12 protein-coding genes are annotated in these 15,681 nt (G+C 45.0%); 3 read left to right on the forward strand and 9 right to left on the reverse strand.

All coding sequences use genetic code 11. The annotated features are described in order from the left end of the window. Positions 1-94 precede the first annotated feature (94 nt). Positions 95-976 carry a helix-turn-helix domain-containing protein gene (locus T546_RS24065; protein ID WP_034600048.1) on the forward strand — a complete coding sequence of 294 codons (882 nt, stop codon included), beginning with the start codon at positions 95-97 and terminating at the stop codon, positions 974-976. Here the strand turns inward: T546_RS24065 and T546_RS0119650 are convergent. The 5 genes from T546_RS0119650 to T546_RS0119670 all read right to left on the reverse strand — a co-directional run bounded on the left by T546_RS0119650 (position 903) and on the right by T546_RS0119670 (position 8,013). Further along, complete coding sequence (locus tag T546_RS0119650) at positions 903-2,288, reverse strand: MATE family efflux transporter (protein WP_026893100.1); 1,386 nt, start codon at positions 2,286-2,288, stop codon at positions 903-905. The two genes, T546_RS24065 and T546_RS0119650, sit on opposite strands and share 74 nt — an antisense overlap. A gap of 195 nt (positions 2,289-2,483) precedes the next feature. Continuing rightward, entirely contained in the window at positions 2,484-4,904 is a 2,421-nt protein-coding gene (locus T546_RS0119655) for a glycoside hydrolase family 31 protein (RefSeq protein ID WP_242842265.1), read from the reverse strand. Positions 4,905-4,914: 10 nt separating this feature from the next. Further along, positions 4,915-5,742: a carbohydrate ABC transporter permease gene (locus T546_RS0119660; protein ID WP_026893102.1), complete on the reverse strand. Its 828-nt coding sequence runs from the start codon at positions 5,740-5,742 to the stop codon at positions 4,915-4,917. Continuing rightward, the gene (locus T546_RS0119665; RefSeq protein WP_026893103.1) at positions 5,742-6,620 is read right to left on the reverse strand and encodes a carbohydrate ABC transporter permease; all 879 of its coding nucleotides are present in this window, start codon (positions 6,618-6,620) and stop codon (positions 5,742-5,744) included. Before T546_RS0119665 ends, T546_RS0119660 begins: the two co-directional genes overlap by 1 nt. A gap of 34 nt (positions 6,621-6,654) precedes the next feature. Next, complete coding sequence (locus T546_RS0119670) at positions 6,655-8,013, reverse strand: ABC transporter substrate-binding protein (RefSeq protein WP_026893104.1); 1,359 nt, start codon at positions 8,011-8,013, stop codon at positions 6,655-6,657. A 148-nt stretch (positions 8,014-8,161) separates the two neighbouring features. Here T546_RS0119670 and T546_RS0119675 point away from each other — a divergent pair, with 148 nt between their 5' ends. Beyond that, the gene (locus tag T546_RS0119675; protein ID WP_034600050.1) at positions 8,162-10,003 is read left to right on the forward strand and encodes a cache domain-containing sensor histidine kinase; all 1,842 of its coding nucleotides are present in this window, start codon (positions 8,162-8,164) and stop codon (positions 10,001-10,003) included. Beyond that, positions 10,000-10,746, forward strand: a complete 747-nt coding sequence (locus T546_RS0119680) for a response regulator transcription factor (protein WP_026893106.1) — start codon at positions 10,000-10,002, stop codon at positions 10,744-10,746. The genes T546_RS0119675 and T546_RS0119680 overlap by 4 nt, the downstream gene beginning before the upstream one ends. Positions 10,747-10,815: 69 nt before the next feature. Here the strand turns inward: T546_RS0119680 and T546_RS0119685 are convergent, their stop codons facing one another. The 4 genes from T546_RS0119685 to T546_RS0119700 form a co-directional block, all read right to left on the reverse strand. Next, positions 10,816-11,832, reverse strand: coding sequence for an ABC transporter permease subunit (locus T546_RS0119685; protein WP_026893107.1), 1,017 nt, complete (start codon positions 11,830-11,832; stop codon positions 10,816-10,818). After that, positions 11,833-12,888, reverse strand: coding sequence for an ABC transporter permease (locus T546_RS0119690; RefSeq protein ID WP_026893108.1), 1,056 nt, complete (start codon positions 12,886-12,888; stop codon positions 11,833-11,835). Then, positions 12,881-14,401: a sugar ABC transporter ATP-binding protein gene (locus tag T546_RS0119695; RefSeq protein ID WP_026893109.1), complete on the reverse strand. Its 1,521-nt coding sequence runs from the start codon at positions 14,399-14,401 to the stop codon at positions 12,881-12,883. The genes T546_RS0119690 and T546_RS0119695 overlap by 8 nt, the downstream gene beginning before the upstream one ends. Before the next feature lie 155 nt (positions 14,402-14,556). Beyond that, positions 14,557-15,642 (reverse strand): ABC transporter substrate-binding protein, encoded by a 1,086-nt coding sequence (locus T546_RS0119700; protein ID WP_026893110.1) that lies wholly within the window; start codon positions 15,640-15,642, stop codon positions 14,557-14,559. Between the last annotated feature and the right edge of the window lie 39 nt (positions 15,643-15,681).

Raw genomic sequence — 15,681 nt, forward strand, 5'->3', positions numbered from 1 at the left:
TTTATCATTAACTCTTTTTTTTGTCTCATTGCCAACAGGTCAAGAAACAGATATAATGTCCCTATCATAAGAATTCGAAAGGAGGAGCGAAACGTTGATCGATTCTGCAGGCTTTTTAATGGCTGGGGGTAAATCCATTGCCAGCGAACGCATCCAGGGTGTGGATGACAACATGGAACGGTCCCATTATCACGAATATTTCGAGCTTTACTATCTGGAATACGGAAACCGTTACCATATGGTAAATGAACATATCTACTCCATTCAATCCGGGGAATTGATCCTGTTTCCTCCCTATGTGATGCATCACTCCTACGGAGACAGCGGCGTGGCCTTTAAACGGCTTTTGGTCTATTTCACCCCGGATATGATTCTGGTTCCTGAGATTAAAAAGGCTTTAGGCACCTCTTCTGGCGTTTACCGTCTTGATAAAAAGGACAGCCTTCTCATTCATCAGCTGTTAAAGGAGATTCTTAAGGAACAGGATGAAGGAGATGGCTATGGAACAGAAGCCATGCAAATGCTTTTAAATCAGCTTTTAATCAAGCTGGCAAGGCGGTCCGGAGAGTCCATTAAACCGGAACAGTCCGGGCGCATCAGCGAAATTCTTCATTACCTTCATCTTAATTACAGTGAGAACATCACTCTTAATGACCTGGCTGCCAGGTTTTATATCAGTCCCTATTATCTGTGCCGGGAATTTAAGCGTTATACCAACAGCACCATCATTCATTACTTAAATAACCTTCGCATTATCCAGGCACAGAGGATGTTTCTGGAGACGGATAAGACCATCACGGACATCAGCCGGGAGGTTGGTTTTTCAAACGTCACTCATTTTAACCGGGTCTTTAAAAGCCTCCTTGGCATGTCACCGTCTCAAAACCGGAAGCAGTTAAGACCTAGCCTTCCTCCAGAACAATATTCTGAATCCAAACGCCCTTCTTCACCAGAACAAAGCCAATGGCGCATTTGATCAGATCCACCATCTGGCACATGAAGTACAGCTGGACGATTGGAATATCTGTAAACCGGCTTAAGGTATAAGCAACCGGAATACTGGCTACCCAGATGAACACGCTGTCAAAGAAGAAGGTAACAATGGTCTTTCCACCGGAACGAAGGGTAAAATAAGAAACATTCATAAATGCATTAATGGGCATACAAAATGCCAGGATACGGATAAACTGTACGGCTAATTTCTTTACCTCATCCGAGGTGTTATAGACCATGGGGAATAACGGTGCCAGAACCATTAAAATCATTCCGATGATAAGTCCCGAGCAAACGGAAAATGCAATCAGCTTCGTATCCGTATCTCTTGCCTCTTCATGCTTTCCAGCTCCCAGAAGCTGGCCTACGATAATAGAAACCGCGCTTCCCATGGCCAGATAAACCACGTTGAACACATTACCAATGGTACCGGATATATTAAGACCCGCCACTGCCACTAAGCCTCTGATGGAATAGCACTGCATCAGTCCTGCCATACCGGCAGCCCAAAGCGCTTCATTGACCATGAGAGGAGTACCCTTAATGAGAATCTTTTTGACCAGGCTTCCTGGAATGTAAAGGCTTTTATACGCTCCCACAATAAATGGATTTCTTTTTTTATGGCTGTGAGTCCATGAAATAATGATTCCAGCCTCTATAAATCTTGCTACCGCAGTGGCTGTACCAGCACCCATAACTCCAAGCTCCGGGGCACCGAATCTGCCAAAGATCAAAATAAAATTCAAGGTCACATTTACAAGCACGGCAACAATTCCGGCCTTCATGGGAACAACGGTCTGACCGCACTCTCTAAGGGTACTGGTATACGCCTGTTCAATTCCAAATGGTACCATGCCGATTAACATAATCAGCATATACTGTCTTCCATAGCCAAGAACCATCTCCCGTTCTGCCTCATTTCCCTCGCCCTGAAGGTACAAGGCAATGAGATCTTTTCCGCAAAAAAAGAAGAGAGCCATAGCAAATGCTGTAAGAATGAGACAACAGATAATCTTAAACCGGAACGCGTGCCTCACTCCGTCATGCTTTTGGCTGCCATAAAACTGGGCACCAAAAATCCCGGCACCTGATATGATTCCAAATATAGTGATGTTAAATACGAACATCAGCTGGTTAACAATGGCAACTCCGGTCATCTGCTCCGTTCCCACCATACCAACCATAATATTATTTAAAAGGCTGACAAAATTCGTAATACCGTTCTGTATCATAATGGGGATGGCAATGGACAGCACCATCTGATAAAATCTTTTATTTCCAATAAATTTGCTCATAGTATGTTCCAGTAAAAGGAGCCCCTTTTTCTGTTATTCCTCCCTGCTTTCACCTGCAATTACATTGTTTCTTTTAATCAGTCTTAAGTATTATAATCAATAAGAAGGCGATGCGCAAGCAGAACCATAAGTCATAGAAAAAGGCCGCCATTCCAGAAATCATGAATGATGGCCTTTTTGTTTTCCTGTTTATTTCTATGATAATGATACGGTTGTTTCCGTTCCATCGTAGGAAAAGAACATTTCCCTTCCTCCTGAGGTGCGTATCACGCAGCTTCGTCCCTTAATTGATTGGGGAAAGGAATGACGGCTCTTACCAAGGGACAGTTCTCTTTTTTTATCGTCCCAGGAGACCGGAATAAGATTATAGATTCCTTTTTCATAATCGTACCCATCTCCCGAATCCTCATACAGCTGAAAAGATCCGTCTTTTCCTTCGTATATGTGAAATTCAAATGGAGTATCAACCACCTCATCCGCAAAATGGAGTCCCTGTTCCATGGGAATGATGGCTCCTTCCCTGACGAACACAGGAATCTTGTTAATAGGAGCTTCTGCTAAGATCCATTGGCCGCCCTCATAATAATTTCCGGTCCAGAAATCATACCAGCCGCAGGAAAGAGGCAGATAACACCGCCAGGTTCGTTCCCGCTCCAGAGGGATATTTTCCGCTTCGTAATACATAGGCTCTGTCACCGGGCACACCAGGATGGAATCTCCGTACATAAACTGTGAGGAAATTCCCTTTGCCGTCTCATCCTCCGGAAAATCAAACAGAAGGCTTCGAAGCATGGTATAGTCCTGAAGCATGACCCGTCCAGCCAGGGAGTAAGTATAGGGCATTAATTTATATCTAAGACGGATACATCGTTCAATCTCATCGTAAAACATGGTGCCCCGCTCTCCGAAGTTCCAGATTTCCCGTGGGGTATCCGTTCCGTGAGAACGGAACATGGGAAGAAAGAGGGAAAATTGCAGCCATCTCACATAAAGCTCCCGGTATGCCCTGTCATCCACTCCCTGCTCATAGCCGCCCTGCCAGAACCATTTGGGTTCCGGGTCATTGCTTGAGTTGCAGCCCCTTTTTCTCCAGTTGTCCTTTACCACAAAGAAGCCCCCCACATCCAGTGTCCAGTAGGGGTGTCCGCTCATGCAGAAGTTAAGCCCTTCCTTCATCTGCAATTTAAGAGTTTCCCAGGTAGCAGTAATATCCCCGGACCAAAGAACCGTTCCGTAGGCCTGAGAGCCGGCATAGCCGGATCTGGTCAGATTCAGCACTCGCTTATTATGGTTCTCTTTCCTCTGATTTTCATAGATTCCTTTTGCATGGTATTTCCCATATAGGTTGGCCTTAGCAGGATCAAGGTATTTCTTATGCTCTTCCCCCACCAGCAGGAACCGCTCCCAGGCCTCCCTACGAAAGCTTCCCTTCCAGTCAGGCCCGCAAAATGGCTCCGTGGAATCACACCACCAGGCATCCACGCCTGCCGCAATCAGCTCCTCTTTCAGCTGCTTATAATATACGGCTCTCGCCTTTGGATTAAAAGCATCGTAGGTGGATAAATCATGTAATAGCAATCCTTTATCCAAAAATTCCTTGTGGTTTTCCGTACTGGGGTCCATATTGGGCCATACAGAGACCATGACATGAACGTTTTTCTCATGCAAGTCTTTCACTGCCCCGGGAAAATCAGGATACCGGGATTTGTCCAGAAGCTTATTGCCCCATTTCCCCTCTTCCCAGGTGTTCCAGTCCTGAACAATTCCGTCAATGGGAATGTTTCTATTGCGATATTCCTTGACTACATCTAATAGCTCCTTTTGGGTATGGTATGCCTCCTTGGACTGGATATACCCAAAGGACCATTTGGGAAGCATGGGCGCTCTCCCGGACAGCTTTCTGATTCCCTTTATGATCTGGTCAAAATCAGGTCCATAGACAATGTAATAGCTAAGCTGATCCACCGTGTCAAAATATACATAAGAGCCTCTTTTATCATCATTAAAGGTCATCAGGCTCCCGCAGTCAAACAACAGGCCATAGCCCCGGTCGGAAATGAGGACAGGAAAAGGAACTCTCATGTTATGCTGGTAGAGATACTGAACAGAACCCTTGTAATCATAGATTCCTTCCTCTCCCTGCCCCAGCCCATGAAGCTTTTCATCCCTTTGCCACTCAAACCACAACTTCCCCCTGTAAGCGGTCCTTACCTCTTCCTGCACCAGGTTATTGATAAAGATACGCTCTCCATCAACGGTCTTTACCCGTTTGATTTCAGGGGCTTCCCCTTTTGTGGTATGCTGATAGACAGGGATCTCATAAAGCTCCCTGTCTGTCTCTTCAAAAAGCAGCTTCCCGGACCCGCTGTGGCTCCAGTATGTCTTTCCTGTTTTTCTGTTGATCTCCGCCTTAAGGGTGCCATTTCCAAATATATGGAAATGATTGGTCCTGTCATACTGAAAGACCCCGCTTGCAGGCGGCTCAATTCCTAAGGGGGAGGGCTTTATGATACTTCCCGTCACCCCACAGGTACAGTGAATGATGTTGTCAGAAATATTTCTGTATATCAAAGTTTTCTTTCCCGATTCTATGACCACCGTATCTACCTGATTCAATAATATTTACCTATCCTTTCACCGCTCCGGCCGTCATACCGGATACAATATACTTTTGTCCTAGAAGATATACAAGTATTACCGGAAGACTGGTCAGGAAAATATCGGCACAGACCAGATTCCAGTCTTTAAAATACATTCCAAAAAAGTTGTAGACCGAAAGTGTCATCGGCCACTTGGCAGAGCTGCTTAAAAAATACAAAGGGGAAACAAATTCATTCCAGGTATTTAAAAATGTAAGTACCACCACCGTTGCAATTGCAGGCTTTAAAAGAGGCAGGATAACCGAGACAAACAACCGGACCGGACTGCAGCCATCGATGACGGCGGCTTCATCAAGCTCTGTTGGCAGCTTTGCCACAAAGCCATGAATCAGAAATACTGAAAACGGAAGCTGCATGGCCGTATACAAAAGAATGATTCCCATCCTGGTATTATTCAGATGAAGAAACATCATAACCTTTGTCAGCGCCACATAATTGACTGGCATGGTAATTCCTAACACCATGTAAAGATAGAGAATCCGGTTTATTTTAGACCGGTTCCTTGAAAATACATAGGAGGCCAGGGACGCAAACAGCGTACAGAGAAAAACACTTGCCGCCGAATAGATGCAGCTATTTAAAAATGAGGTCAAAAGCTTTCCCTTTTCCACAACCACCAGGAAGTTATCCCACTGAAGGGGAACCGCTGGCAGCTTAAGATTCATTTCAGAGGCTCCCAGGCTGTCCTTTAAGGAGTTTAATATAATAAGCAGAAAAGGAATCAGTGAAATGGCTGAGATCAGCCAAGCCCCGGCGTTGGCGACAATGGCAGCAGCCTGTTTTTTTGCTTTCATTATTCCACCACCTCATCTTTCGTCATCGTGCGGATCATAAAGAATCCGATTGCTACCATGAATACGAACATAACAGAGGATAGGGCAGTACCAATGGCATACTGACCGGTTCCGAATTTCTTGAACACAGCCGTATAAAGAACCTCTGTCGTTGCTTTTCCGGGACCTCCGTTTGTCAGTGCATAGATCATGTCAAAGACCTTAAGTCCATAAATTACATTTAAAACCGTTGTGGTGGCAAGGGTTGGAAGCAGCAGAGGCAGTGTGATAAACCGGAATTTCTGCCAGGAGGAGGCCCCATCAATGCTGCATGCCTCATAGTAATCCTGAGAGATGGAAAGGATACCGGCAATTAATATGGTCATGATATAACCGGTTCCTCTCCAGATATCCACTGCCATTACAGATGGAAAGGCATATACCGGGCTGGTGAGCCAGGGCTTAGAAAGCCCCGCAAGCCCGATTCCCCGTAAAAATGTATTAAGTAAGCCCGTGGATGGATTCAGTATGGAGGTAAAAACCATTCCAAGGATCAGGGTGGACAGCACAGATGGCAGGAACATGACGCCCCGGTGGAAATTTAAAAGCCGGATGGATTTTGTAAGCAGCACTGCCAGTGCAAGTCCTAATATATTTTTAATTACAGTTGTGCCGAGAGTGAATACCAGAGTATTCTTTATAATCTTCAAGTAATTTTCATCTGCGGAAAATACGGTCTTAAAATTCTCAAGTCCAACAAAATGGAGCTGGTTTGAATAGGAGGACCAGTCAGTAAAGGAATATCCGATACCAATCAGGCCGGGAAGAACAAATAAGACCGTGTAGATGAAAAGTGCCAGTGCAGCAAACCACATAGGGTAAATTTTATTTTTATTCATCGTATTCACTCACCTTAAAGAGAATTCCAGGTTGTCATTTCCAGGCGGGGTCCCCGGCGGCCTTTGCCTGCTGGGCTCTCACTTCATCAATTGATTTAAGGACCTCTTCCGGTTTCATCTCACCCACGATCATTGCTGATAAATTGGCTCCGATTTCGCTCCACTGAGGATTCACATACTTGACCGCAGTCTGGATTACCGTTCCCTTGTTGGTGTAGCGGCTGTAGAAATCCTGAACGGATTCTGTATACATGCTGGGTGCATTCTGGAAGGGAAGCTTATTGAATTTGCTGACATTTTCTGTTAAGTAAGCCAGGTTCTCTTCCTTTGCCAGGAATTCCAGATACTGGATTGCCTCTTCCTGATGCTTGGAGCCGCTGAATACAAATCTTGCTGGTCCTGCTGGATTTACATTCAAGGTCTGGTTATCAGCAAGTGGTATTACAAAATAGCCGATGTCATCTACTGCAATATCAGGATTCACCTTGTTGACCTCTGCCCCAAAGCCCTGATTGGCAATTGTCATGGCGTATTTACCAGAGGCAATATTCTTTGCAGAATCTGCATACGTATTGGACATGTAGTCCTCACCCCAGTACCCCTTAGAAACCATTTCATTGACCTGGCTTAAGATGGTTGTCAGAGTGGCATTTCCCTCAAAGGCTGCCTTATTTTCATTCCACTTGTCTATGATTCCAGGCTCTTTTGTCTCTGCCTGTATCCCTGTTTCCGGAAGCCATAAGGTATGATGCCAGCCATCGGATACACACTCATAGATAGGCGTAATTCCTGCTGCCGATATGGCGTCACATACTTTGGTAAAGCTTTCATAATCCGTTGGTATCTCTAAGTTTAATTTCTCAAAAATCTTCTTGTTATAGCCAATGGCCCAAACAGAAGACACATCCTGTATTGGCTGCCCATACAGCTTTTTGTCTATGGACAGTTCATCGGCTACCAGAGGTTCCACCTGACTGCTAAAGGCGGTCCCGGATAGATCAACGGCATTCTTCTCCACATTGATCTGGGCCTTAATATCAAATCTTCCGCTTTGGGCTCCAAAAATGTCCGTACATTCCCCAGTATTTAATTTCGTCATTAGAAGATTAACGTACTGATCAGAAGGAATGATCTGATAATCCACCTTAATCCCTGTTTCTTCCGTAAATTTCTTAGACAGCTCAATTTCTGCATCCTGAATCCAGTCCTGGCTTGCCATAAAGGAAAGAGTTACGCCATCCTTTCCCTTACCAGAGGAAGCCTTTGCCTCCTGGGAAGCGCTTTCCCCGGATGCAGCACTTCCGGTTCCTCCACTCTCCGTTTTTGCGCAGCCGGTAAAAATAAGTGCAGCCGCCATCGTCAGGCTTAATACCACGGTTTTTTTAAGCTTCATAAAAATACCTCCCCGAAAAATTATATTGACTTTTACTTTGTTATCTGTATTATATAGTGTAATATAGACATTTTTGAATGAACATTTCGATCATTTTTCATGTATATTTTTAACCATCAGGGATGAAGCCAGGGAGGAAAAGAGAGTTATGGTGTCAATAACAACAAAGAAGCCGAGAAATCAGAGCATTATGCAGACACTTTTTCGTCCATATACCGCCTTGTTTATTTTTGTAATCCTTTTACTCACCTTCTATACCATTTCAACCGAAACAACCAAGCTAAAAACCAGTGCATTCTCTACTTTACAGAACAATGCTGCTATCATCATGGACAACTTTGAGTCCGTGGTACACGACTTAGATACCGCATCTCAAAATATCATTTATTCCAATCTCATAAAAGAAAAATTCGGAACCTATATCAATTATCAGGACAGTACCCTAAGCTCCAATGAAATCTACGAAAGCATCAATAACACCAAGATGCTTTACGATTTAATCATCGCAATGATCGGACCAAACTCTCCCGCTGACCAGACCTATCTCTATTCTCTGGACTATGGGAAATTCGGCGTAGGCTTAGACAACACGTCCTCAAAGGACAGCGTTTCCAGCCAGGACTGGTATGAGGAGGTGGTTCGCTTAAAAGGCAAGAAGTATATCTATTGTGAAAAGGATGAGACCTTGGGCCGCTATTATTCCTATCCTGGAGACAACAATTTTATCTCCCTCAGCCGGGTATTTTACAGTCCGCTCAATATTCCCCAGGGAATTGTAGAAGTAAAAAAATCCTTCAAAAGCGTAGCCAACGCTGTCACTGACTTTCAAAGCCCCTACGATGAGGAGGTCTACCTTTACGCCCCTGACGGGAAAACGGTCTATTCCACGGGAAGCGGGAAACAGAAAGAGCTCTACTTCGACTTAATAACAAAGCAGTTAAACGGAGCTTTAGAGGATGCCAATCAACCCCCTATTTATCTGAAATCAGAAAACAAGTATATCCTGTTCACCACCTCCGATTATACCGGCTTTATTACTGCATTGGTCATTGATAACCGGATGCTGATGCAGCCCATCTACCAGTATATTTCTACCAACTTGATTCTATTGTTTTTCGTCATGGTAATAACCGTTTTAATCTCCTTCCTGATTTCCAAAAGGATTGCTACACCGCTGTCTAAAATATCGAATCAGGTGAGAGCCTTCCAGCTGACAGGCGCTGATACAGAGCCGGCATTTGAAGAGATGGAGCTTAAAATCACCGAGGTAAATACCTTATATCAGACGCTGTTAAAGATGCAGAAGAAGGCCAGAGCCTCTATGGAGCGGGAACTACAGCTGCAAAGCAGTGATATGCAGTCTAAGATGCTTGCGCTCCAGGCTCAGATGAACCCTCATTTTTTATATAATTCCCTTGCCACCATACAGGCCATGGCCGACGAAAATATGAATCAGGAAATTATTATGATGTGCCAGACGATTTCACGGATTCTTCGATATATCTCTTCTGACAGCGAACAGCTTGTATCCTTAAAAGATGAGCTGTCCCATACACAGGATTATCTGGAATGCATGAAGGTGAGATACCACGACAGCCTTCAGTTTGAATTCGATATTCCGGAAGGAATGCATGAGGTACGTCTTCCAAAGCTGTGCCTACAGTTAATCGTAGAAAATGCCATTAAGTATTCCACCAAATCAAGCCCTCCGTGGAATGTTAAGATACTTGGAATTTTAACCAACACATACTGGGAGATTCAAATCAGGGACAACGGGCCTGGCTTTACAAAGGATGATTTGGAAAATCTTCAGGAAAAAATATCTCACATTGAAAAAAACGGAGTTCTTCCGAACTTGGAAATAGACGGGATGGGGCTCATGAACATCTACATCCGATTTAAAATTTTATACCAGGGGAAACACATTTTCAGACTGAGCAACAACGTGCCTCACGGAGCAATTGTAGTCATAGGAGGAATGATGCCATGAAGTTTTCAGTACTGGTGATTGAGGATGAATCCTTAATTGCAAAAAACATCGCAAAGAAAATTGAAGAGTTGAACCCGTCCTTTGAAGTAGCTGCAATTGCTTCTAATGGTTTGGAAGGACTTAAGCTGGCAGAAGAATGTCTCCCGAATGTCATTTTCACCGACATTCGGATGCCGGTGATGGATGGGCTGGAGCTGGTGAAACAGATCCACGAGAAGTACCCCTTTATCCTTTCCGTCATCATCAGCGGTTACTCCGACTTTGAATATGCCAAGAAGGCCCTTGGGTACGAGGTGAGCAATTATCTCTTAAAGCCTGTCAATTACGATGAGCTTTTAAAAACCCTGTCTGTTCTGGAGACTAAGCTGCTTTCAGCCAAGGACCGTTTCCAACAAGACACCCTGCTCCATTCTCCAAACCGGGCAAAGGAACTTGTAGAGCTTGTGAAAGAATACATCCACAAAAATTACCAAAATCAGATTGATTTTACTTCTCTTGCCACGGAATTTGGGTTTTCCGTCCCCTATTTAAGTAAGATATTCCTAAAGCACTCAGGTATCACTCCATCCAAGTATTTAAGAAATCACCGGTTAAGTATTTCAAAACAGCTTCTTCGAAATCCGGAGCTGTCTATTGCAGATATCAGCCAGCTTACAGGCTATCTGGACCCCTTTCATTTCAGCAAGACCTTTAAACACGTCTACGGCATAAGCCCCAGTGAATACCGGAGCGAGCTCCCATAGAGAGAATTTCTATAGAAGCCACGAGCAGGCAGGAGATATCAAGTCTCCTGCCTGCTTTCAAAAGGCCTGTTATCGTTTTTCCTTTGCCTTAGCAAAAAGGCTCTGAAGTATAATAAAGAATGCCAAAAGGGCTGCTATGGTAATCTTGGTCCACCAGGAAGAAAGAGTTCCCTGGAAGGTGATAAAGGTCTCAATGGTTCCTTTAATGAGTACCCCGAACAAGCTTCCAAAGACATTGCCAACACCTCCGGTGAGCAAAGTGCCTCCGATAACGGCTGATGCAATGGCCTCCATCTCAAAGCCCTTTGCCTGCTCCACGAATCCGGCACATGTATTTAAGCAGAACAGAAAGCCCCCAAGGGAACACAAAAATCCATTGATTACATAAACGTAAAGCTTGGTGCGTCTTACATTAAGACCCATCATCAGGGCCGACTGCTCACTGCCGCCTACCGCATAGACCGTCCGTCCAAACTTCGTATACTTTAAGAGCACGAATACAAGAACCAGGACAATCAGGGCAATGATAACACTGGGATAGATGAAAGGATAATTTACCACACCCTTTTTATTTATCGTTCCCCCCAGGAAGGTTAAGTTAATTTTGCTTTTCGCCCATTGGAGGAACAATTCATTTTTTACGCTTATCATCTCCTGGCTGATAATGGCTGTCATACCTCTGGCAAAGAACATTCCTGCCAGGGTGACGATAAAGGGCTGTAGCTTTAAATAAGCAATTAAAAATCCCTGTACCAGACCAAATACCAGGCCCATGATCAGGACGATGATGAGAGCCGGAACCGCTCCCACACCCTTGACCTCCATCATCCAGGCAAGCATCATACAGGTAAGAGCCACCACAGAACCAACGGAGATATCAATACCTCCGGTAATCATGACCATGGTCATTCCTGCCGCTATGACAATGAGGCCTGCATTGGATATGAACAGATTTAAAAATACCTGAGGCTTTGCAAAGCCCTTACTGTTAAAGATAATGACACCGGCCAGATACATGGCAAGGAAAAGAACGATTGTAATAATCAGAAGGAACACTTTGCCGTCTATTTTACCCATTTTTTTCATCTATGCCACCTTCTTTCCCGCTGCACGTTCTGTTTGTAGCCGCTTCACGATTCTCTTAAGTTCTGTTGACTGGAGAGCAACAATCACCACCACTACAGCTGCCTTATAAACCGGAATCTGGTCGGGAGACACTCCCATGGCATATAAGGTGGTGCTTAAGGCCTGAATGGTATAGGCACCGATGACACTTCCAAGGAGAGAGAATTTACCACCGCCCAAGCTGTTTCCTCCCAGAGCAACTGCTAAAATGGCATCCAGCTCCAGATTCAGTCCGATGTTATTGGCATCGGCAGAATAGATTCTTGATGAAGCCACAAGACCGGAAATACCAGCACAAAGACCGCAAAATACATAGGATAAGAAAATGATCATAGGAGAATTAATTCCCATGAGCCTGGAAGCTTTCGGATTAATTCCTACCGTCTGAATATAAAGTCCAAGGGTTGTTTTCTTTAACAGCACATAGGTTAAAATTACAACAATCAGAGCCACAAACACAGGAGTAGGAATGGGAATTCCCGGTATGCTGGAACCTAACATCTTATAGGATTCCACGCGTATGTAGGTAATCTGGCCTTTGGTAATCAGCTGAGCGATTCCCCGGCCCGCCGTAAACAGTATCAACGTGGCGACCATGGGCTGAATCTTCATCTTTGCCACTAAAAATCCGTTAAAGCATCCGCATAAGATACCGGCGATCACAGCTGCCAGAACGCCTAAGAGATAGGGATTCTGGAACGCATTGACCGACTGCTGGCCCCCTGCCAGAATGAAGCAGCAAACCGCACCAGCCACTGACATGACCGCTCCTACAGAAATATCCGTACCGCCAGAAGCTGCGACGACCAGAGTCATACCAACAGCCAGAATGACCAGATCGCTGGCCCGGTTGATAACGTCAATAATATAGCCGTAGAGAACCCCGTTTTTAATAGTCACTTCAAAAAATCCAGGTGTCTTTATGAGATTGGATAATAACACTAAAACCAGGCAAAACAGAGGAAGAAACAGCCGGGCTCCCGTCAGCTTTTTATAATATCCCATGAACTTATTCATCTGCCCCACCTCCTGCAATCGCTTTCATGATCTGGTTCTGGTCAAGCTCATGTTCCTCCAGCTCGCCTACCTTTTCCCCGTCCCGAAGCACTGCCATTCGGGTACAGGTACGAAGCATTTCCTCTACTTCTGATGAAATGAACATGACGGATTTCCCCTCCTCCGCAAGCTTCACCACAAGTTTTTGTATCTCTGTTTTCGTACCTACGTCAATTCCTCTTGTAGGCTCATCTAATATAAGAAACTCAGGATTGGTAAGGAGCCATCGTCCCAGAATGACCTTCTGCTGGTTTCCGCCGCTTAAGCTTTTAATGGGAGTGTCCAGACTGGCTGTTTTTATCTGGAGTATCTTTACATACTCCTCTGCCAGCTCCTCCTGCTCCTTTTTGCCGATGAGATGGAACATGCCCCGTTTTGCCTGAAGGGCCAGAATTAAGTTATCCCTTACGGATAAGTCAGCAACAATTCCTTCTTCCTTTCGATTCTCCGGCAGATATGCCATTCCTGCCATCATGGCATCTAAGGGCTTATTCACCGTCACATGGGTTCCATTTACCTTAAGCTCTCCGCTGTCTGGCTTATCCGCCCCGTAAAGGCTTCTGGCAAGCTCAGAACGTCCGGAGCCTAACAGGCCGGTAAGCCCTACGACTTCCCCTTTATGTATCTTAAGATCATAAGGTTTAATAGAACCCTGATGCCCAATGCCATGTGCATCAATAACAATATCCTCACGAACCTTTCCTTCCTCTTTTTCCTTCTTTATGGAGGCTAAATCGTCAAAATCCTTACCCATCATCTTTGCAACCAGCTGAACCCTTGGAAGCTTTTCCGTTTCATACTCTCCCACCAGACAGCCGTTTCTGAGCACCGTAATCCGGTCACAGACTTCATAGACCTGTTCCAGGAAATGAGTCACAAAAATGATTCCGACCCCTTCTGATTTCAGGCGTTTCATCAGCTTAAACAGCTTCTCCACTTCACTGTCATCAAGGGAAGAGGTAGGCTCATCAAGGATTAAGACCTTAGCTGACATATCCACGGCTCTTGCAATGGCTATCATCTGCTGGAGTGCAATGGAGTAATTCTCTATGGCCTTTGTCACATCGATTTCAATCTTAAGCCCTTTTAGGAGCTCTTTTGCCTTCCGGTTCATGGTCTTCCAGTCGATCATGCCAGCACGCCTTGGCTCTCTTCCGATAAAAAGGTTTTCCGCCACGGAAAGATTGGGGCAGAGATTCACCTCCTGATATACGGTGCTGATTCCCCGCGCCTGTGCCTCCTGGGGAGAATGATTGATGATCTCACCCTTCTCTCCAAGGAGCGTGATCTCCCCGGATTCAAACTCCTCGACTCCTGTAAGAACCTTTATGAGAGTGGATTTCCCCGCTCCATTCTCTCCCATGAGTGCGTGGATTTCCCCGCTTCGAAGGGTAAAATCCACATGGGACAGAGCCTGAACCCCTGGAAACGTTTTCGTTATATTTCGCATGGCCAATACGTGTTCACCTGGCATAATCGAACCTTCCTTTCCTTTGCTGTACTGCCTTTGGAGGCAAATTTGAGGATAAAAAAAGGTGTGGAGTGGAGGACGTTATCCCTTCGTCCTCCATGACCCTACACCTGTTTATCCGGCTTTTGCCCTCGTCCGGCATCACCGGTCTTTATGGATTAATATTGTCTCTTTGGTTTTTCTGCTGCTGCGGTATCTGCTGGGAATACACCCTCTTTTACATAAGCGATCTTATCTACCGTCTCGCCCTTTTCAAGCTTCTGGATAATCTCAGCAACTCTTGGTCCGTGAAGAGGATTACACTCTACAGAAACGTTCATATCGCCTGCGATCATAGAATCAAAGGCTGCTGCAACAGCATCAAAGGAAATGATGGTGATATCACCCTTCGGTCCACAGGTCTTTCCTGCTGCCTTGATGGCATCAATGGCTCCAAAAGCCATGTTATCATTTTCAGCGATTACAACATCAATATTATTATAGGTCTTTAAGAAGGACTCCATAACCTCCTGACCCTTTGCCTGTGTGAATTCACCCGTCTGACGCTCTAACATCTTCCACTTCGGATGGTCTTTCATCTTCTCTTCCACACCATTGGTACGTCCGATCTGTGCAGAAGAACCGATGGTTCCCTGAATGGTTACGATATTGATATCTTTGTCAGCCTTGTTGTTGGCCTTTAAATAATCATCAAGCCATGTCACTGCATCATAGCCTTCCTGAAGGAAGTTAGAGCCAACCCAAGCCGTATATAAGGAATCATCAGATACATTGATCATACGGTCAACGATGATAACCGGGATTCCGGCATCCTTTGCTTCCTGTAATACAGTATCCCAGCCGGTCTCAGTAACCGGTGCGATTACGATATAATCTACATCCTGCTGAATAAAGTTACGAACTGCCTTTAACTGATTCTCCTGTTTCTGCTGAGCATCGTCAAAAATCAGCTTATATCCATTGGCTTCTGTAAATGTGGATTTCATGGATTCGGTATTGGCAGTTCTCCAGTCAGACTCTGCTCCTACCTGAGAGAAACCGACTACGATTTCTTTCTTTTCGCCTTCCTTTGCCTCTGCTTTGGTCTCAGCCTTTGAAGCCTCAGTGGTGGCTGCTTCCGATTTGCTTTCAGTTGCTGCCGGAGCTGCGGTGGTCGCTGCGGTCTGTGTGCCGCTACAGCCTGTGAGAATCGTAGCCGCGGTCATCACTGCTACTGTTAACACGCTTAAAAATCTTTTCTTCATATCTTACCCTCCAATTAAAATATCGTTTCTGCTACCGTT

The sequence above is a fragment of the [Clostridium] aerotolerans DSM 5434 genome (assembly GCF_000687555.1).
GTDB lineage: Bacteria > Bacillota > Clostridia > Lachnospirales > Lachnospiraceae > Lacrimispora > Lacrimispora aerotolerans.

Excerpts from the sequence above, each read along its gene's own strand:
- T546_RS0119700 (WP_026893110.1), bottom strand. The coding sequence starts at position 15,642 with ATGAAGAAAAGATTTTTAAGCGTGTTAACAGTAGCAGTGATGACCGCG.
- T546_RS0119680 (WP_026893106.1), top strand. The coding sequence starts at position 10,000 with ATGAAGTTTTCAGTACTGGTGATTGAGGATGAATCCTTAATTGCAAAA.
- T546_RS0119660 (WP_026893102.1), bottom strand. The coding sequence starts at position 5,742 with ATGAAAGCAAAAAAACAGGCTGCTGCCATTGTCGCCAACGCCGGGGCT.
- T546_RS0119670 (WP_026893104.1), bottom strand. The coding sequence starts at position 8,013 with ATGAAGCTTAAAAAAACCGTGGTATTAAGCCTGACGATGGCGGCTGCA.
- T546_RS0119675 (WP_034600050.1), top strand. The coding sequence starts at position 8,162 with ATGGTGTCAATAACAACAAAGAAGCCGAGAAATCAGAGCATTATGCAG.
- T546_RS0119695 (WP_026893109.1), bottom strand. The coding sequence starts at position 14,401 with ATGCCAGGTGAACACGTATTGGCCATGCGAAATATAACGAAAACGTTT.
- T546_RS0119690 (WP_026893108.1), bottom strand. The coding sequence starts at position 12,888 with ATGAATAAGTTCATGGGATATTATAAAAAGCTGACGGGAGCCCGGCTG.
- T546_RS0119685 (WP_026893107.1), bottom strand. The coding sequence starts at position 11,832 with ATGAAAAAAATGGGTAAAATAGACGGCAAAGTGTTCCTTCTGATTATT.
- T546_RS0119665 (WP_026893103.1), bottom strand. The coding sequence starts at position 6,620 with ATGAATAAAAATAAAATTTACCCTATGTGGTTTGCTGCACTGGCACTT.
- T546_RS0119650 (WP_026893100.1), bottom strand. The coding sequence starts at position 2,288 with ATGAGCAAATTTATTGGAAATAAAAGATTTTATCAGATGGTGCTGTCC.